The sequence below is a fragment of the Serratia sp. LTN-2 genome (genome assembly GCF_059740205.1).
In genome coordinates this window covers 182,172-200,645 of the sequence record NZ_JCAXDO010000007.1, presented here as the reverse complement: position 1 = coordinate 200,645, position 18,474 = coordinate 182,172, and the positions used below count along the sequence as shown (strand labels likewise).

Below are 18,474 nucleotides of genomic sequence, written 5' to 3'. Positions count from 1 at the left end.
CCCGTTAAGGAACACCATGTCAGCCGCAACCCATAACGTCAAAAAAGTCGCTGAACATCGCCAGCGCATTCTCACTTTGCTGTTGAACAATAAGGAATTGGTCGACGGCATCCTCGGCCGGCCAGGGGATGAACACGCCCTCAGCCAAAGCGAACTGCTGAACCAGACGGCGGAAATTACCGGCCTGCTGGACGACATGCACGCTGCCGACCTGGCGGACCTGCTGGAAGCCTTGCCGCAGGACGAGCGCATGGCGCTGTGGCGGCTGGTGGGCAACAGCAAGCGCGGCCAGACGCTGGTGGAAGTCGCCGAACCGGTCTGGGACAGCCTGATCGAGGAGATGAGCGACAAAGACCTGCTCAAAGCGATCAAAACGCTGGACGTCGACGAACAGGCCTATCTGGCGCAATACCTGCCGCGTAACCTGATGGGCCGGCTGCTGACCTCGCTGGAGCCGGAGCAGCGCGCCCAGGTGCGCGAGATGAGCCAATACGCCAAAGACAGCGTCGGCTGGATGATGGATTTCGAACTGGTGACGGTGCGGCCGGACGTTACGCTCGGCGCGGTGCACCGCTTTTTGCGCATGCGCAAAACCATTCCCGATGCCACCGATAAACTGTTCGTCACCGACCGCAAAAACACCCTGCTGGGCGAGCTGCCGCTCACTGCGGTGCTGCTGAATGACCCGGAGATCCCGGTGCGCGAGGTGATGGACAGCGATCCCGCCACCTTTCAGCCCGAAGACAAGGCCGATGAAGCGGCCGGCGCGTTCGAACGCTACGACCTGATCAGCGCCCCGGTGGTTGACGCCAAGGGCAAACTGATGGGCCGTTTGACCATCGAAGAGATCGTCGACGCCGTCAACGAAGAGAGCGATACCAATCTGCGCCGCATGGGCGGTTTGAGCCCGGAAGAAGACGTGTTCGCCCCGGTCAGCAAAGCGGTCAAGACCCGCTGGGCGTGGTTGGCGATCAACCTTTGCACCGCGTTCGTCGCCTCGCGAGTGATCGGCCTGTTCGAACACACCATTTCCCAACTGGTGGCGCTGGCGGCGCTGATGCCGATCGTCGCCGGCATCGGCGGCAACACCGGCAACCAGACCATCACCATGATCGTGCGCGCGCTGGCGCTGCACCAGATCGAAGTCGGCAACATCTCGCGCCTGATGCTCAGAGAGCTGGGGGTGGCCATCATCAACGGCGTGGTGTGGGGCGGCATCATGGGCGTGATCACCTGGTTGCTGTATGGCGACGCGGCGATGGGCGGCGTGATGACGCTGGCGATGCTGCTCAATCTGCTGCTGGCGGCGCTGATGGGCGTGGTGATCCCGATGACCATGCTCAAGATGGGCCGCGATCCGGCGGTCGGCTCGAGCGTGCTCATCACCGCGCTGACCGATACCGGCGGCTTCTTCATCTTCCTTGGCCTCGCCACCCTGTTCTTGCTGTAATACGCTAAAAGCCGGCTCCGCGCCGGCTTTTTCGCCATTCTGTCGCCGGGCTTGCGTTAACGCAGTAAAGTCGGCCTTCCCGGTAGGTTTTCCTCGCGCGCTGTACTACCCTTTGCCAATAAATCGCCTTAATTCATCCATGTGATGAATCAATTACTGACAGAGGCCCCACCGGTAGGGATGTCTATGGATATCAGCGCACCGAGCTATTTCGGCACACACAAAGGCACCATGCTGACGCATTCCCTGCTGGTGGCGCTGGCGACGTTTCTGCTCGCCTTGCTGAGCCTGTCGCTGTCCAGCGAAGCGCATCATTTTACGCCGCTGTGGTTCCCAACCGCCGCCGCCATCGCGGTGCTGTACCGGCATCCTCCCCGCCATTGGGGCCTGCCGCTGCTGGCCAGCGGTCTGGGCATCGTGCTGGCCAGCTTCGCGCTGCTCGGCATCAGTATCCTGCCCGTCAAACTGGCCGCCATCAATCTGTTGGAGGCGGCGGTTTGCGCCCAGTTGCTGCGCCGATCGCTGCCGGCGAGCGATCCGCTGAGCGATCTGAGCAGTTGGCTACGCTTCGTGGTGTGCGCGGTGATTTTTACCCCGCTGTTCAGCGCATTGCTGGCCACCGTTGCGGCGCCGGCGCCAGACCAGCCATTTTGGCAGCCTTTCGGCACCTGGTTCATTTCCGAGGCGATCGGCGTACTGTCGCTGGCGCCGCTCGGCCTCAGCTATCGCCGCCGCACGCTGGCGACGTTAAACCTCTACCCGCTATTGCTGACGCTGATGCTCACGCTGGTCTTCAGCTATCTGGCGTTAATCTACCTGCCGTTCCCGTTCACCTTCGTCATCCTGCCCCTGCTGTGGGCGGCTATCGCCCTGCCGCGCTTCGAGGCGTTTACCGTCTGCTTTTGCACTATTTTGCTGATCACCGTGATGATTTCTCTGGGGCTGGCGCATTTTCAGACCGCCAATAGCCGCCTTGGCGATCTCGGCCTCTATCTGCCAATGCTGCTGATCCTGGTGCCGGCGCATGCGATGGCGATGGTGATGCACACCTTCCGGGTGGAGAAACAGCACATCGTCGAGAGCGAAAGCCGCTTTCGCAGCGCGCTGGAGTATTCCGCCATCGGCATGGCGCTGGTGTCGCCGGAAGGGAAATGGCTGCAGGTCAATCAGGCGCTGTGCAAACTGCTCGGCTACACGCCCGAACGACTGCATCGCCTGACGTTCCAGGCGATCACCCATCCGGACGACCTCAACGCCGATCTGAGCCAGTTGCACGATCTGCTCGACGGCCATATCAGCAGCTATACCATGGAGAAACGTTATATCCGCAGCGACGGTCAGACCGTTTGGGCGCTGCTGGCGGTATCGCTGGTGCGCGACGCCGAGGGCCAGCCGCTGTACTTCATCTCCCAGGTGGAAGACATCAGCGGCCTCAAACGCAGCGAGGCGGAGAACAACCGGCTGGTGGAGCGCATTACGCTGGCCAACCAGGTGGGCGGCGTCGGCATCTGGGAATGGGTGATGAACCAGGAAAACTTCACCTGGGATCAGCGCATGTTCGAACTCTACGATCTCAGCCCTGACCAAGCGCCGACGCTGGCGCTGTGGCGCACCCTGCTGGTGCCGGAGGATCGCGATCGCACCGACCGTGAACTGGCCGAGATCCTGGCGCAGCCGCGGCCGTTCGTCATGGAATTTCGCATCATCACGCGCAGCGGCAAACTGCGCCATATTCGTGGTCAGGGCAACGTGATCCTCGACGACCAGGGCCGCCCGCTGCGCCTGATCGGCACCAATATCGACATGACCGAACTCAAGAGCCTCGCCGAGGCGCTGCACGAAGAGAAAGAGCGGCTGCACATTACCCTCGACGCCATCGGCGAAGGGGTGATCTCCACCGACAGCCACCAGCGCATCACCTTTATGAACCCGGTGGCTGAGCAGATGTGCGGCTGGCCGCTCGACCTGGCGATCGGCATGCCCGTCGCTGGCGTGGTGCGCCTGACCAACGGCAAAGAAGGCCCGGAAATCGAAAACCTCACGCAATATCCGCGCCAGTGGCCGGCGGATTACGCACTGGTGCTGCACAGCCGCGACGGACGTTATTTCGACGTGCAGCAGTCGGCCTCACCGCTCAAAACCCTCGACGGCGAAACCATGGGCGCGGTCATGGTGCTGCAGGACGTCACCGCTTCGCGCGAACTGATGAAAAAGCTCAGCTACAGCGCCTCGCACGACGCGCTGACCGGCCTGCCGAACCGCACCCGCTTCGAGAAACAGCTGAAGGCAGCGATCGTCGCCGGCGGGGAACCGTCGTCGCCGCATTCGCTGGTGTTCCTCGATCTGGATCGGTTCAAGGCGGTGAACGACACCGCCGGCCACGCGGCGGGCGATGCCTTGCTGCGGGATATCGCCCAGCTGATGCGGCACCAACTGCGCGGCAGCGACTGCCTGGCGCGTTTGGGCGGCGACGAGTTTGGTCTGATCTTGTTCGACTGCCGGCTGGAGCAGGCCAAATCGCTGATGCAGCAGGTGGTCAACCAAATCAGCCAGCACCCGTTCTATTGGGAAGGGAAGATTTATCGCGTCGGCGCCAGCGCTGGCATCACCCGCATCGACGGCGACGCCAAAAGCAGCGAACTGTTGGCGCAGGCCGATATCGCCTGCTATACCGCCAAACACCACGGGCGCGGCCAGGTTTATCTGTACGAAACGCGACAAAAACAGCTGCTGGAGCGGCAACATGAGTTGCTGAACCCGCAGGAGGTGCAGGCGATCGTCAGCGAGGGGCAGTTGCGGCTGTTGACCCGCGCGGTCGCGCCGCCGGCGACGCCGCTGTCGGCCGCGTTCCACCAGGTGAAGCTGCAGGTGATGGCGCCGGACGATCGGCCGTTGCCGCACGAGGCGTTCATCGCCGCCGCGCAGCTGTATGGTCTGATGCCGGACATCGACCGCTGGACGGTCGCACAGCTGCTGGTGAAGCACGCTGACGACATCAAACGCAAAGGGCTGTCGCTCGCGCTGCCGCTGGCCACCGACAGCCTGCTGAGCGCCGACTTCCAGCACTACCTGACGGAAACGGTGCGCGCTTCGTCGCTGCCGCCGCAGGCGCTGCTGTTTAGCGTCGATGAGGCCGTGGTGCTGGAACACGCCGCGCAGTGCCGGGCGTTTCTCCGTGGCCTGCAGCAGCGGGGCTGCCGGCTGATCGTCAACGGTTTCGGGCATAACATCAATGCCTTCGATGAGCTGAGCGATCAGAAGATCGACATCATTCGCATCGATGAACGCTTTATCACCAACGTGCACTGCAACCAGATGGATGAGCTGATGGTGTCGATGCTCAACGGCGCGGCGCATCGGATCAAGGCGCAAACGCTCGCCGGGCCGGCGCATCAGCCGGTAACGCTGCAGGCGCTGCGCGACGTCGGCGTCGATCTGGCTGACGGCGACCTGGTGGCGCTGGAGCAGCCGCTGACGGTGTTGCTCAGCGACGGCTACTTCGGCATCCGCTAACCCGTTCCCCTCTTCCACCGCCGTCTCGCGCTTCACATTCTGTTAACCGATACGAGATTAGTGATATAAATAACACCTTAAGCTTAAACGATTAAGTAAGATGAAACGCCCATGCGGACATCGGCGTATTCGTTGATTTACCTCGACATGTGATGGCTCAGAGACAAGGGACTATGGAAAAGAAATGGTTTTCCGCCAGGGAACTGATGGGTAAGGCCGGGTTGCCCTCAACCCCGCAAGGGGTCAATCTGATGGCCCGGCGCGAAGGCTGGGTCAGTCGCCGCCGCAGCGGCGTACAGGGCAAAGCGCTGGAATACCATATCGACAGCCTGCCGTTCAGCGCGCGCAGCCTGTCGGCCTTGCGCGAAGCCGACCATCCGGACTACGACGTCAAACGCCAGGATCCGGTGCGGGTCTGGATCGAGTATTACTACCACCTGACGCCGGCCGAGCGGGAAAAGCTGCTGGCGTTCCTGATGCGTGAAGGCATGAGCCGCCTGCTGCAGCTGATCGACGCCCCTCGCTAGCCCCGCCTTCAGCGCTCCCCTTCCGGCGCCCATGCGTCGTTGTGCCACAGATGCAGCGTGGCGTAAGAACGCCACGGGCGCCAGCGTTCGGCGTAACGTTCAATCTGGCGCGGCGTCATGCCGGGGAAACGCTGTTTGATCAGGTAGTCACCGGCCAGGAACACGTCAGGCCACGACCAGGCGCGCATCGCGATATAGCTGGCGGTCCAGCCGCCGATGCCCGGCAACGCGGTCAACGCCTTGATCCCCTGTTCAATATCCAGCACGTTATCGAGCTGCAACCGCCCTTCGCCCAACGCCCGAGCGATCTCGATCAGCGCCGCCGCACGCTTTAACTGTACGCCGAGCGGACGCAGCGCTTCGGGCTGCAGCTGCGCCACCCGTTCGGCGGAAGGGAAGACATGGGTGATGCCCTCATGCGGCGTGTCCAGGGCTTCTCCCCAACGCTCGGCCATTCGTCCGGCGAAGGTCGCCGCCATTTTCACGCTGACCAATTGTCCCAGCACCGCACGCACCGCCTGCTCGAAACTGTTCACGCAGCCCGGCAGACGCAGCCCCGGCGCATCGGCCGCCAGCGAGCCCAGCGCCTCATTGATGCGGTCCGGCGCGGCGTCCAGGTCGAACAGCAAGCGCACGCGGCGCAGCACCTCCGTCGTCACCAAACTGAGCGCGGGCGCGATCTCGACCCTGACCCGGTTGCGTTCTTCTTCCGGCTGCACGCTGACCCAACCGCGGTGTTCCGTGCCGCCCTGGCTGACGGCGATCGAGCGCAGATAGCGGCGCCCTGCTACCCGTTCCACGCCCTGCACGGCGCGCGCCTGCAAGAAGTTCAGCATGCGATCCCAATCATAGGGCGGCCGATAGCCCAGGTGAAACACCAGCCCGCTGGCGGCGGCCCGTTCACCGCGCGCGCCGCCGCTGCGCAGCGCCGACGGAATCAGGCGATAGCGCGCCTTGAACAGCTCATTGAAACGCCGCAGGCTGCCGAAACCGGCGGCGAACGCCACTTCGCTGAGCGGCAGGTCGGTATCCGCCAACAGGCGTTTGGCCTGCAGCAGCCGGTGCGACTGGGCGTAATCGATCGGCGAAGCGCCAAACTGTTCGGCGAAGATACGCCGCAGGTGGCGATCGGAAATACCCAGCCGCGCCGCCAGCGCTTCGCAACTGTGCTCGGACAAATAGCCCTGCTCGATGAGCTGTACCGCCACCTGCGCATAACGGTTGCCCAGATCGATCAGCGCCAGGCCGGGCGCCAGCTCTGGCCGGCATTTAAGGCAGGGGCGAAACCCCGCCAGCTCGGCCGCGGCCGCGCTCGGATAAAAGGTGCAGTTTTCCATCTTCGGTGTGCGGGCGCTGCACACCGGGCGGCAATAAATGCCGGTGGAGGAAACGCCGACAAAAAAGCGGCCGTCGAATTTTCGGTCACGCGCGCGCAGCGCGTCGTACAACGCTTGCTGTTGAGTATTCATGGCAACGCTCGGGTTCGGTTTTTTCTGCATTATGGGACTCGGCTGACGCGCTGACGTGCGGAATTCGGACATTAAGTTAAGCACGCCGCCGCCGCGCCCGCTAAATTTTTCGACACTCGCGCATCGGCGCATTGCCCGCCGGCCCCGTCTCGGGTAAAGTCGCCCCCCTTCATTGGCATGGGGACTAAAAAGAGATGTTTATTGGATTCGATTACGGGACGGCCAACTGTTCCGTTGCAGTGATGCGCGACCACGGCCCCGAGCTGCTGACGCTGGAGAACAACGCGCCGTATCTGCCTTCGATGCTGTGCGCACCGACCCGCGAAGCGGTGAGCGAATGCCTGCACCGCCATTGGCAGGTGCCGACCGGCAGCGAAGAAAACCAGCAGCTGCTGCGCCGCGCCATCAGTTACAACCGCGAAGAAGACATTCCGGTCGGCGGCGACAGCGTGCTGTTCGGCCTGCAGGCGCTGGCGCACTACATGGAAGATCCGGAAGAGGTATACTTCGTGCGCTCGCCGAAGTCCTTCCTCGGTGCCAACGGCCTGAAGCCGCAGCAGATCGCGCTGTTCGAAGATCTGGTGTGCGCCATGATGTTCCACATCAAACGCCAGGCGGAAAACGTGCTGCAAACCGGCATCGATCAGGCGGTGATCGGCCGGCCGATCAACTTCCAGGGCATCGGCGGCGAAGAGGCCAACCGGCAGGCGCAGGGCATTTTGCAGCGCGCCGCCGAACGCGCCGGTTTCAAGGAGATTGAATTCCAGTTCGAGCCGGTGGCGGCGGGATTGGACTTCGAAGCGACGCTGAGCGAAGAGCAAACCGTGCTGGTGGTGGACATCGGCGGCGGCACCACCGACTGCTCGGTGCTGCTGATGGGGCCGCAGTGGCGCGACCGCGCCGATCGCCAACAAAGCCTGCTGGGCCACAGCGGCTGCCGGGTCGGCGGTAACGATCTGGACATCATGCTGGCCTTCAAACAGCTGATGCCGCTGTTTGGCCTCGGCGGCGAAACCGGGAAAGGCATCGCCTTGCCGGCGCTGCCTTACTGGAACGCGGTGGCGACCAACGACGTGCCGGCGCAAAACGACTTCTACAGCGCCGCCAACGGCCGTGTGCTGCGCGATCTGATCCTCGACGCGGCGGAGCCGGAAAAGGTCAAACGCCTGCTGAAAGTGTACCAGCAGCGCCTGAGCTACCGACTGGTGCGTGCGGCCGAAGAGAGTAAGATAGCGTTGTCCGGCCAAACGGCCATCAGCGCGCCGCTCGGCTTCGTGCAGGCCGATCTGGCGGAAAGCATCAGCCAGGATCAGCTCGCCGACGCCATCTCGCAGCCGTTGATGCGCATTCAAGAGCAGGTCAGCGCCGCGTTGGCCAGCAGCCAGACCGCGCCGCAGGTGATCTACCTGACCGGCGGCAGCGCGCGTTCGCCGCTACTGCGCGCCGCGCTGCAACAGCAGCTGCCGGGCATTCCGATCGTCGGCGGCAACGACTTCGGCTCGGTCACCGCCGGGCTGGCACGCTGGGCGCAAACGCTGTTCCGTTGACAGCCCAAGGGCGCGGCTCGCCGCGCCCTCGTTCATTGGAGGCTATGCATCATGTCACCCCTTCTTACCCTCGACAGCGCCAGACTGCGGCTGCGCCCCTGGCGCGACGACGATCTGCCGGCCTTCGCCGCGCTGAATGCCGATCCACAAGTGATGCGCTATTTCCCGGCGACGATGACGGCCGAGGAAAGCCGCGCGCAGGCCGAGCGCATCCGCGCCGCCATGCAACAACAGGGCTGGGGGCTATGGGCGGTGGAAGTGAAAGGCGGCGCATCCTTTATCGGGTTTGTCGGCCTGGCGGTGCCGGGCGACGATCTGCCTTGCTCTCCCTGCGTGGAGATCGGCTGGCGGTTGGCGGCGGCCCACTGGGGCAACGGCTACGCCGCTGAAGCGGCGCGCGCCGCGCTGGAGTGCGCCTTCGGCACGCTGCACCTGCCGGAAGTGGTGTCCTTCACCGCCGAAGATAACCAGCCGTCGCGCCAGGTGATGACGCGCATCGGCATGCAGTTCGACGGCGAAACCTTCCTGCACCCGCGCCTGCCGGCGGGCCATCCGCTACAGAAGCATGTTTTATACCGGCTAAGCCGGCAAACATGGCGCGCACACCACGGCGATTAATACAGCGTATCCTTCAGCCGCTGCGGCAACGCGCTGTCATACTCCTCGCCGTCGAAGCGCGTTTGGCTGACCGCGGCCAAAATATGGCCGGGGCTGGGCAACGCCGAACGTTCGAGGCGGCTGCCCTCTTCCCATAATCCTGAACGCAGGATCGCCCGACTGCACTGGAAAAATACCGCTTCGACACGAATACGCAGCACCGAACGCGGCAGCTGGTTGCGGTAGGCAAAGCGCTGCAGCACCGCCGGCGCGACCACAATCTCCGCCCGCCCGTTAATCCGCAGCGTTTCGCCGATGCCGGGGATCAGCAGCAGCAGCGCCACCCGATTGTCGTGCAGGATATTGCGCAGGCTATCGATGCGGTTATTGCCGCGCCGGTCCGGCAGCAGCAGGGTATTCTCGTCTTCGATATGAATAAAACCGGCCGGATCGCCGCGCGGGGAGACATCCATGCCGTCCGGCCCAACCGTCGAGAGGGCGGCAAACGGCGCCGCCTCGATAAATGGACGGTACGCCGGGTGGATATAGCTGACTTCTTTAAAAACCGAGGGCGCGCCGGGTTTGCCGTACAGCTGTTCCAGCGTCGCGAGGTCGTTGATGGTATCACCAGTCATTGCGGTTTCCTGAATGGGCCATGTTGACCCATTCAGCATAGAGCAAAATCGCCGCCGGGTAATGCGCCTTACCAGGCGCTGGCGAGGTTCAGCGCCTGGATATCCTCCGCATCCAGCGTCAGGCGAGTGGCGCTGACCAACTCATCCAGCTGTTGCAGCGAAGTCGCGCTGACGATCGGCGCGGTGACGCTTGGGCGCGCGCTCAGCCAGGCCAACGAGACCTGCGCCGGCGAGGTGCCGTGTTTGCTCGCCACCTGATCCAGCGCCGCCAGAATGCGGAAACCACGCGGGTTAAGGTAGCGCTCGACAATGCGATCGCCGCGCTGGCTTTTACCTTCGTCCTCTTTACTGCGGTATTTGCCGGTCAGGAAACCGCTGGCCAGCGCAAAGAAGTTGATCACCCCCAGCCCGTGGCGCTGCGCCACGCCCTCCAGCTCGGCCTCATAGCCTTCGCGCGCATACAGGTTATATTCCGGCTGCAGGGTTTCATAACGTGCCAGCCCGTGGCTTTCGCTCACCCGCAGCGCTTCTTCCAGACGATCCGCCTGATAGTTGGAAGCGCCTATCGCCCGCACCTTACCGGCCTTGATCAGCGCATCGAACGCCGCCAGCGTCTCTTCCAGCGGCGTATCGCGGTCATCGTCGTGCGATTGGTAAAGGTCGATATAATCGGTTTGCAGACGGCGCAGCGAGTCTTCCACCGCCTGCCGAATATAGCGCGGCGACAGCCCCTGCTTACCCTCACCCATCGGTTTGCCCACCTTGGTGGCGATGATCACCTGGTCGCGCTTGCCGCTCTTCTTCAACCATTCGCCGATGACGGTTTCCGATTCACCGCCCCGATTGCCCGGCGCCCAGCTGGAATAGACGTCAGCGGTATCGATAAAGTTAAGCTGATTTTCCACCAGCGCATCCAACAGGCTGAAAGAGGTCGCCTGATCCGCCGTCCAGCCGAATACGTTGCCACCGAAGGTCAACGCCGGCACCTGAATGCCCGAACGGCCCAGTTGTTTCTTGCTCATGATAGAGGCTCCATGAAGTTGAATGATTTACTGGTTAATTATTAGCTTTAAAAATAGAAAGCCGTTAAAACTCATTGGCTATAAGCAAAAACCCAACGCTTATAAACATAGCAGGCGACAATCGTTAACTTATTCGGAAAATGCTGACGGTTCCTCCTTATTTCCTTCATTTTTATGCCGCTTTGACTGGCTAAACTAGTATTCTGTAAGGAGTGTCATTTTGTGGCAATGCGTGCGCACACGCTTGTCCTCTGGAGAGAATTTTCGCCGCTATGAAAGCAAAACCCCAACGTCGTTCCCTGATGCTGCGCCTGCTGGTTGCCGCCATCGCGGTCATCGCTGCCGTACTGATTTGGCGCCACTTCAACGCCGCACCGCCGGCGGCTGAAACGCCGACGGCCGCTCGCCATGCCGGTGGCGCCAAAGGAGCGGCTGCCGGTGGCAAACGGCGCGGCAATCTGTCGCCGGTTCAGGTGGCCACGGCCACCCAGCAATCGGTGCCGAGCTATCTGATCGGGCTGGGCACTGTCACCGCCGCCAACACCGTTACCGTCACCAGCCGGGTCGACGGCCAATTGATGGCCCTGCACTTCACCGAAGGGCAGCAGGTGAAGGCTGGCGATCTGCTGGCGGAGATCGATCCCCGTCCGTTCCAGGTGCAGCTGACGCAGGCCCAGGGGCAGTTGGCGAAAGACCAGGCGACGCTGGCCAACGCCCGGCGCGATCTGGCGCGCTATCAGCAACTGGTGAAAACCAACCTGGTTTCCCGCCAGGAACTGGATACCCAGGTCTCGCTGGTGCAGCAGACCGAAGGATCGATCAAGGCCGATCAGGGCGCGGTGGACAGCGCGCAGCTGCAGCTGACCTACAGCAAAATCATCGCCCCAATCTCCGGCCGCGTAGGCCTCAAGCAGGTCGATATGGGCAACTACATCACCAGCGGTTCTACGGCCATCGTGGTGATCACGCAGACGCATCCGATCGAGGTGGTGTTCACCCTGCCGGAAAGCAACATCAGCGACATCATGAAAGCGCAGAAAGCCGGGCCGGTCAGCGTCGAAGCCTGGGGGCGCACCAACAAGACCCTGCTGGCGCAGGGCAACCTGCTGAGTCTGGATAACCAGATAGACACCACCACCGGCACCATCAAGCTGAAGGCGCAGTACGCCAACCAGGACGATGCGCTGTTCCCCAACCAGTTCGTCAATGCGCGGCTGAAGGTCGCCACGCTGCAAAACGCCATCGTGGTGCCGACCGCCGCAGTGCAGATGGGCAACGAAGGCAACTTCGTCTGGACGATGGACGACGAGAATAAAGTCAGCAAACGCCTGGTCACCGTCGGCATTGAAGACAGCCAAAACGTGGTGATCGCCAGCGGCCTGAACGCCGGGCAGCGCGTGGTAACCGACGGCATCGATCAACTGACGGAGGGGATGAAGGTTGAGGTGGTGACGCCGCAAACCAAAGCGGCCGACGGCAACGCCGCGCCGCACGCCAAGCGGGAGAAAGCCTGATGCAGGTGATGACGCCGAACCCCGGCGGCGGCCCGTCCCGCCTGTTTATTCTGCGCCCGGTCGCCACCACGCTGCTGATGGTGGCGATCCTGCTGGCAGGGATTATCGGCTACCGCGCGCTGCCGGTATCCGCCCTGCCGGAAGTGGACTACCCGACCATTCAGGTGGTGACGCTGTACCCCGGCGCCAGCCCGGACGTGGTGACCTCCGCCATCACCGCGCCGTTGGAGCGCCAGTTCGGCCAGATGTCCGGCCTCAAGCAGATGCTGTCGCAAAACTCCGGCGGCGCCTCGGTGATCACCCTGCAGTTCCAACTGGCGCTGTCGCTGGATATCGCCGAGCAGGAAGTGCAGGCTGCGATCAACTCCGCCACCAACCTGCTGCCGACCGATTTGCCCTACCCGCCAATCTACAGCAAGGTTAACCCCGCCGATCCGCCGATCCTGACGCTGGCCGTCACCTCTACCGCCCTGCCGATGACGCAGGTGGAAGACATGGTGGAAACCCGCGTGGCGCAGAAAATCTCCCAGGTGACCGGCGTCGGCCTGGTCACCCTTTCCGGCGGCCAGCGCCCGGCGGTGCGCGTAAAACTCAATGCGCCGGCGATGGCGGCCAACGGGCTCGACAGCGAAACCGTGCGCACCGCCATCACGGCCGCCAACGTCAACTCCGCCAAAGGCAGCCTGGACGGCCCGACCCGTTCGGTCACCCTGTCCGCCAACGATCAGATGAAGTCCGCCGATGAGTACCGGCGGCTGATCGTCGCCTATAAAAACGGCGCGCCGATCCGCCTGCAGGACATCGCCACCGTCGAGCAAGGGGCGGAAAACACCCGGCTCGCGGCCTGGGCCAACAAGCAGCCGGCGATCGTGCTGAACATCCAACGCCAACCCGGCGTCAACGTCATCACCACCGCCGACAGCATCCGTGAGATGCTGCCGACGCTGATTAAAAGCCTGCCCAAGTCGGTCGACGTCAAGGTGTTGACCGACCGCACCACCACCATTCGTGCCTCGGTCAGCGACGTGCAGTTCGAACTGCTGCTGGCGATCGCGCTGGTGGTGATGGTGATCTATGTGTTCCTGCGCAACGTGCCGGCAACCATTATCCCCAGCGTGGCGGTGCCGCTGTCGCTGGTTGGCACCTTCGCCGCCATGTACTTCCTCGGCTTCTCGATCAACAACCTGACGCTGATGGCGCTGACCATCGCCACCGGCTTCGTGGTGGACGACGCCATCGTGGTGATCGAGAACATCTCGCGCTACATCGAGAAAGGCGAAAAACCGCTCGACGCCGCGCTGAAGGGAGCCGGCGAAATCGGCTTCACCATCATCTCGCTGACCTTCTCGCTGGTGGCGGTGCTGATCCCGCTGCTGTTCATGGGCGACATCGTTGGCCGCCTGTTCCGCGAGTTCGCCGTGACGCTGGCGGTGGCGATTCTGATCTCCGCCGTGGTGTCGCTGACGCTGACGCCGATGATGTGCGCCCGCCTGTTGAACCATGAGTCGCTGCGCAAGCAAAACCGTTTCTCCGCCGCCTCAGAACGCTTCTTCGAGCGCGTGATCGCCAGCTACGGCCGCTGGCTGAAAGTGGTGCTCGCCCACCAGTGGCTGACGCTGTGCGTAGCGTTGAGCACCCTGGCCGTCACCGTGCTGCTCTACCTGTTCATCCCCAAAGGCTTCTTCCCGATTCAGGACAACGGCCTGATCCAGGGCACGCTGGAAGCGCCGCAGTCGGTGTCGTTCAGCAAAATGGCGGTGCTGCAACAACAGGTCGCCGCCCAGGTGTTGGAGGATCCGGCGGTGGAGAGCCTGACCTCGTTTATCGGCGTCGACGGCACCAACGCCGCGCTCAACAGCGGCCGGCTGCAGATCAACCTGAAACCGCTGAGCGAACGCAGCGACAGCCTGCAAACCATCATCGATCGAATGCAAGAAAAAGCGGCGGCGCTGCCCGGCCTGAAACTCTATCTGCAGCCGGTGCAGGATCTGACCATCGATACCCAGGTCAGCCGCACGCAGTACCAGTTCACCCTGCAGGCGATGTCCCTCGAGCAGCTCAGCCAATGGGTGCCGCAACTGGTCGATGAACTGCGGCAACCCCCCGAACTGCAGGACGTCAGCAGCGACTGGCAGGATCAAGGGCTGGAAGCTTACATCAACGTCGATCGCGACTCGGCTTCGCGCCTCGGCATCCAGATGAGCGACGTGGACAGCGCGCTGTACAACGCCTTCGGCCAGCGCCTGATCTCCACCATCTACACCCAGGCCAACCAGTATCGCGTGGTGCTGGAACATGACGTGCAGGCGACGCCAGGGCTGGCGGCGCTGAACGATATCCGTCTCACCAGCAGCAGCGGCGCCGTGGTGCCGCTCAATACCATCGCCAAAATCGAGCAGCGCAACGGGCCGCTGGCGATCAATCACCTCGATCAGTTCCCGGCGACCACCGTCTCCTTCAACGTGGCGGAGGGCTACTCGCTGGAAGAAGCGGTCAACGCCATCACCCAGGTCGAGAAGACGCTGGCGATGCCGAAAGACATCACCACCAAGTTCCAGGGGGCTACCCTGGCCTTCCAGGCCGCGCTCGGCAGCACGCTGTGGCTGATCCTGGCGGCGGTGGTGGCGATGTATATCGTGCTCGGCGTGCTGTATGAAAGCTTCATCCATCCGGTCACCATTCTCTCCACCCTGCCGACCGCCGGGGTCGGCGCGCTGCTGGCGCTGATGCTGGCGGGCAGCGAGCTGGACGTGATCGCCATCATCGGCATCATCCTGCTGATCGGCATCGTGAAGAAAAACGCCATCATGATGATCGACTTCGCCCTGGCCGCCGAACGCGAGCAGGGTATGAAGCCCTATGACGCTATCTATCAGGCCTGCCTGCTGCGCTTCCGGCCGATTCTGATGACCACGCTGGCCGCCCTGCTCGGCGCGCTGCCGCTGATGCTCAGCACCGGCGTCGGCGCGGAGCTGCGCCGGCCGCTCGGCATCTGTATGGTCGGCGGCCTGATCATGAGCCAGATCCTGACGCTGTTCACCACCCCGGTAATCTACCTGCTGTTCGATAAACTGGCGCGCAATACCCACGCCAAAGAAGAAGCGCGGGAGACACCGTGAAATTCTTCTCGCTGTTTATCTTCCGGCCGGTGGCCACCACCCTGTTGACGCTGGCGATCGCGCTGGCGGGCGCGCTGGGCTTCAGCCTGCTGCCCGTCGCGCCGCTGCCGCAGGTGGATTACCCGGTGATCTCCGTCACCGCCACCCTGCCGGGCGCCGATCCGGAAACCATGGCGACCTCGGTCGCCACCCCGCTGGAGCGCGCGCTTAGCCGCATCGCCGGGGTCAACGAAATGACCTCGATGAGCTCGCTGGGCAGCACCCGGGTGATCCTGCAGTTCGATCTCAGCCGCGACATCAACGGCGCCGCGCGCGACGTGCAGGCGGCGATCAACGCCGCGCAAAGCCTGCTGCCTTCCGGCATGCCGAGCCGCCCAACCTACCGGCAGATGAACCCGTCGGACGCGCCGATCATGATCCTGACGCTCACTTCCGACACCTACAGCCAGGGCCAGCTTTACGACTTCGCCTCCACCCAGCTGGCGCAGAAGATCGCCCAGACCGAGGGCGTCGGCGACGTCACCGTCGGCGGCAGTTCGCTGCCGGCGGTGCGGGTGGAGCTGAATCCTTCCGCGCTGTTTAACCAGGGCGTGTCGCTGGACAGCGTGCGCCAGGCTATCAGCAACGCTAACCTGCGCACGCCGCTCGGCTCGACCGAAAGCCAGGACAAGCGCTGGCAGATCCAGAGCAACGATCAGATCAAAAAGGCCGAAGGCTACAAGCCGCTGATCGTGCATTACAACAACGGTTCCGCCGTCCGGCTGAGCGACGTCGCCAACGTCATCGATTCGGTGCAGGACGTGCGCAACGCCGGGATGACCAACGCCCAACCGGCGATCCTGCTGGTGGTCAGCCGTTCGCCGGACGCCAACATCATCGCCACCGTCGATCGCATCCGCGCCGAGCTGCCCGACCTGCAGGCCAGCATTCCTGCCTCGATCAAACTGAACATCGCGCAGGATCGCTCGCCGACCATTCGCGCTTCGCTGGCGGAAGTGGAGCAGTCGCTGGTCATCGCCATCGCGCTGGTGATCCTGGTGGTGTTCGCCTTCCTGCGTTCCGGCCGCGCTACGCTGATCCCCGCCGTCGCCGTGCCGGTGTCGCTGATCGGTACCTTCGCCGCCATGTACCTGTGCGGTTTCAGCCTCAACAACCTGTCGCTGATGGCGCTGACCATCGCCACCGGCTTTGTGGTGGACGACGCCATCGTGGTGCTGGAAAACATTTCCCGCCACGTGGAGGCCGGCATCAAACCGCTGCAGGCGGCGCTGCAGGGGATACGCGAGGTCGGCTTTACCGTGCTTTCGATGAGCATGTCGCTGGTAGCAGTGTTCATTCCTCTGCTGCTGATGGAGGGGCTGCCGGGGCGTTTGTTCCGCGAGTTCGCCGTCACCCTGTCGGTGTCGATCGGGCTGTCGCTGATCATCTCGCTGACGCTGACGCCGATGATGTGCGCCTACCTGCTGCGCCCGCAGCCTGAACGCGCGCAGCAGCGCGTGCGCGGCTTCGGCAAGCTGTTGATGAAACTGCAGCAGGGCTACGGCCGCTCGCTGCACTGGGTGCTCGACCACGCTCGTTGGGTGCTGGCGATCCTGCTGGCGACGGTGGCGCTCAACGTCTGGCTGTACATCAGCATCCCGAAAACGTTCTTCCCGGAGCAGGATACCGGCCGTCTGATGGGCTCCATTCAGGCCGATCAGAGCATCTCGTTCCAGGCGATGCGCCAAAAACTGCAGGACTTTATGACCATCGTGCGCGACGATCCGGCGGTGGATAACGTCACCGGCTTCACCGGCGGTTCGCGCACCAACAGCGGTTCGATGTTCATCGCGCTTAAACCGCTGTCCGAACGCAAAGAGAGCGCGCAGCAGGTGATCGCCCGCCTGCGCGCCAAGCTGGCGAAAGAGCCCGGCGCCAGCCTGTTCCTGATGGCGGTGCAGGATATCCGCGTCGGCGGCCGGCAGGCCAACGCCAGCTATCAGTACACGCTGCTGTCGGACGATTTGAGCGCCCTGCGCACCTGGGAGCCGAAAATCCGCACCGCGCTGGCCGCCCTGCCGGAGCTGGCGGACGTCAACTCGGATCAGCAGGATAAAGGCTCGGAGATGGATCTGATTTACGACCGCGACACCATGTCCCGCCTCGGCATTTCGGTGTCGGACGCCAACAACCTGTTGAACAACGCCTTCGGCCAGCGGCAGATCTCCACCATCTATCAACCGCTCAACCAATACAAGGTGGTGATGGAAGTGGCACCGCCCTATACCCAGGACGTGAGTTCGCTGGACAAAATGTTCATCATCAACAGCGAAGGCAAGGCGATACCGCTCTCCTACTTCGCACACTGGCAGCCGGCCAACACGCCGCTGGCGGTCAACCACCAGGGGCTGTCCGCCGCCTCCACCATCTCGTTCAACCTGCCGCTCGGCGCCAGCCTGGGCGACGCCACCGACGCCGTCACCCGCGCCATGACCCAGCTCGGCGTGCCGCCCACGGTGCGCGGCGCCTTCGCCGGCACCGCCCAGGTGTTCCAGGACACCCTGAAATCGCAGGTGATCCTGATCCTGGCGGCGATCGCCACGGTGTATATCGTGCTCGGCGTGCTTTACGAGAGCTATATCCACCCGCTGACCATCCTCTCCACGCTGCCTTCCGCAGGCGTGGGGGCGCTGCTGGCGCTCGAACTGTTCAGCGCGCCGTTCAGCCTGATCGCGCTGATCGGCATCATGCTGCTGATCGGCATCGTGAAGAAAAACGCCATCATGATGGTCGACTTCGCGCTCGAGGCGCAGCGCAACGGCGGCATCAGCGCCCGCGAGGCGATTTTCCAGGCCAGCCTGCTGCGTTTCCGGCCGATCATGATGACGACGCTGGCGGCGTTGTTCGGCGCGCTGCCGCTGGTGCTGGCCAGCGGTGACGGCGCGGAGCTGCGCCAGCCGCTCGGCATCACCATCGCCGGCGGCCTGGTGATGAGCCAGCTGCTGACGCTGTACACCACGCCGGTGGTCTATCTTTACTTCGACCGGCTGCAGGCGAAGTTCCGCCGTAACAAGCAACTGGCCCCGCTGCCGCACTAATGGC

At 63.3% G+C, this 18,474-nt stretch carries 11 protein-coding genes; 8 read left to right on the top strand and 3 right to left on the bottom strand.

Annotated elements, in window-relative coordinates; all coding sequences use genetic code 11:
* Window positions 1-16: 16 nt before the first annotated feature.
* From mgtE to AC6BYQ_RS15830, 3 genes are all read left to right on the top strand, one after another.
* Window positions 17-1,450: a magnesium transporter gene (gene mgtE, locus AC6BYQ_RS15840; RefSeq protein ID WP_063919865.1), complete on the top strand. Its 1,434-nt coding sequence runs from the start codon at window positions 17-19 to the stop codon at window positions 1,448-1,450.
* A 186-nt stretch (window positions 1,451-1,636) separates the two neighbouring features.
* A complete protein-coding gene (locus tag AC6BYQ_RS15835; RefSeq protein WP_498057193.1) occupies window positions 1,637-4,963 on the top strand; it encodes a diguanylate cyclase in 3,327 nt (1,108 codons plus the stop codon).
* A gap of 173 nt (window positions 4,964-5,136) precedes the next feature.
* Window positions 5,137-5,490, top strand: a complete 354-nt coding sequence (locus AC6BYQ_RS15830) for a DNA-binding protein (RefSeq protein ID WP_025159567.1) — start codon at window positions 5,137-5,139, stop codon at window positions 5,488-5,490.
* A gap of 8 nt (window positions 5,491-5,498) precedes the next feature.
* Here the strand turns inward: AC6BYQ_RS15830 and alkA are convergent, their stop codons facing one another.
* Window positions 5,499-6,989 (bottom strand): DNA-3-methyladenine glycosylase 2, encoded by a 1,491-nt coding sequence (alkA, locus tag AC6BYQ_RS15825; RefSeq protein ID WP_154747538.1) that lies wholly within the window; start codon window positions 6,987-6,989, stop codon window positions 5,499-5,501.
* A 164-nt stretch (window positions 6,990-7,153) separates the two neighbouring features.
* Here alkA and yegD point away from each other — a divergent pair, with 164 nt between their 5' ends.
* Window positions 7,154-8,506: a molecular chaperone gene (gene yegD, locus AC6BYQ_RS15820; protein WP_440528641.1), complete on the top strand. Its 1,353-nt coding sequence runs from the start codon at window positions 7,154-7,156 to the stop codon at window positions 8,504-8,506.
* Window positions 8,507-8,557: 51 nt separating this feature from the next.
* Window positions 8,558-9,124, top strand: a complete 567-nt coding sequence (locus tag AC6BYQ_RS15815; RefSeq protein WP_498057192.1) for a GNAT family N-acetyltransferase — start codon at window positions 8,558-8,560, stop codon at window positions 9,122-9,124.
* Here AC6BYQ_RS15815 and AC6BYQ_RS15810 read toward each other — a convergent pair.
* Window positions 9,121-9,738, bottom strand: a complete 618-nt coding sequence (locus AC6BYQ_RS15810) for a pyridoxamine 5'-phosphate oxidase family protein (RefSeq protein ID WP_154747536.1) — start codon at window positions 9,736-9,738, stop codon at window positions 9,121-9,123. The two genes, AC6BYQ_RS15815 and AC6BYQ_RS15810, sit on opposite strands and share 4 nt — an antisense overlap.
* A gap of 68 nt (window positions 9,739-9,806) precedes the next feature.
* On the bottom strand, window positions 9,807-10,760 hold the full coding sequence (locus AC6BYQ_RS15805) for an aldo/keto reductase (protein WP_498057191.1): 954 nt from the start codon (window positions 10,758-10,760) through the stop codon (window positions 9,807-9,809).
* Window positions 10,761-11,032: 272 nt separating this feature from the next.
* On the opposite strand from AC6BYQ_RS15805, the gene AC6BYQ_RS15800 reads away from it, so the two are divergent.
* From AC6BYQ_RS15800 to mdtC, 3 genes are read left to right on the top strand one after another with little or no spacing between them, the layout of a single operon-like run.
* Window positions 11,033-12,274 carry an MdtA/MuxA family multidrug efflux RND transporter periplasmic adaptor subunit gene (locus AC6BYQ_RS15800; RefSeq protein WP_440528643.1) on the top strand — a complete coding sequence of 414 codons (1,242 nt, stop codon included), beginning with the start codon at window positions 11,033-11,035 and terminating at the stop codon, window positions 12,272-12,274.
* Entirely contained in the window at window positions 12,274-15,393 is a 3,120-nt protein-coding gene (locus AC6BYQ_RS15795) for an MdtB/MuxB family multidrug efflux RND transporter permease subunit (protein WP_498057190.1), read from the top strand. Before AC6BYQ_RS15800 ends, AC6BYQ_RS15795 begins: the two co-directional genes overlap by 1 nt.
* Window positions 15,390-18,470, top strand: coding sequence for a multidrug efflux RND transporter permease subunit MdtC (gene mdtC, locus AC6BYQ_RS15790; RefSeq protein WP_019452406.1), 3,081 nt, complete (start codon window positions 15,390-15,392; stop codon window positions 18,468-18,470). The genes AC6BYQ_RS15795 and mdtC overlap by 4 nt, the downstream gene beginning before the upstream one ends.
* Window positions 18,471-18,474 lie beyond the last annotated feature (4 nt).

Excerpts from the sequence above, each read along its gene's own strand:
- mgtE (WP_063919865.1), top strand. The coding sequence starts at position 17 with ATGTCAGCCGCAACCCATAACGTCAAAAAAGTCGCTGAACATCGCCAG.
- AC6BYQ_RS15835 (WP_498057193.1), top strand. The coding sequence starts at position 1,637 with ATGGATATCAGCGCACCGAGCTATTTCGGCACACACAAAGGCACCATG.
- AC6BYQ_RS15830 (WP_025159567.1), top strand. The coding sequence starts at position 5,137 with ATGGAAAAGAAATGGTTTTCCGCCAGGGAACTGATGGGTAAGGCCGGG.
- alkA (WP_154747538.1), bottom strand. The coding sequence starts at position 6,989 with ATGCAGAAAAAACCGAACCCGAGCGTTGCCATGAATACTCAACAGCAA.
- yegD (WP_440528641.1), top strand. The coding sequence starts at position 7,154 with ATGTTTATTGGATTCGATTACGGGACGGCCAACTGTTCCGTTGCAGTG.
- AC6BYQ_RS15815 (WP_498057192.1), top strand. The coding sequence starts at position 8,558 with ATGTCACCCCTTCTTACCCTCGACAGCGCCAGACTGCGGCTGCGCCCC.
- AC6BYQ_RS15810 (WP_154747536.1), bottom strand. The coding sequence starts at position 9,738 with ATGACTGGTGATACCATCAACGACCTCGCGACGCTGGAACAGCTGTAC.
- AC6BYQ_RS15805 (WP_498057191.1), bottom strand. The coding sequence starts at position 10,760 with ATGAGCAAGAAACAACTGGGCCGTTCGGGCATTCAGGTGCCGGCGTTG.
- AC6BYQ_RS15800 (WP_440528643.1), top strand. The coding sequence starts at position 11,033 with ATGAAAGCAAAACCCCAACGTCGTTCCCTGATGCTGCGCCTGCTGGTT.
- AC6BYQ_RS15795 (WP_498057190.1), top strand. The coding sequence starts at position 12,274 with ATGCAGGTGATGACGCCGAACCCCGGCGGCGGCCCGTCCCGCCTGTTT.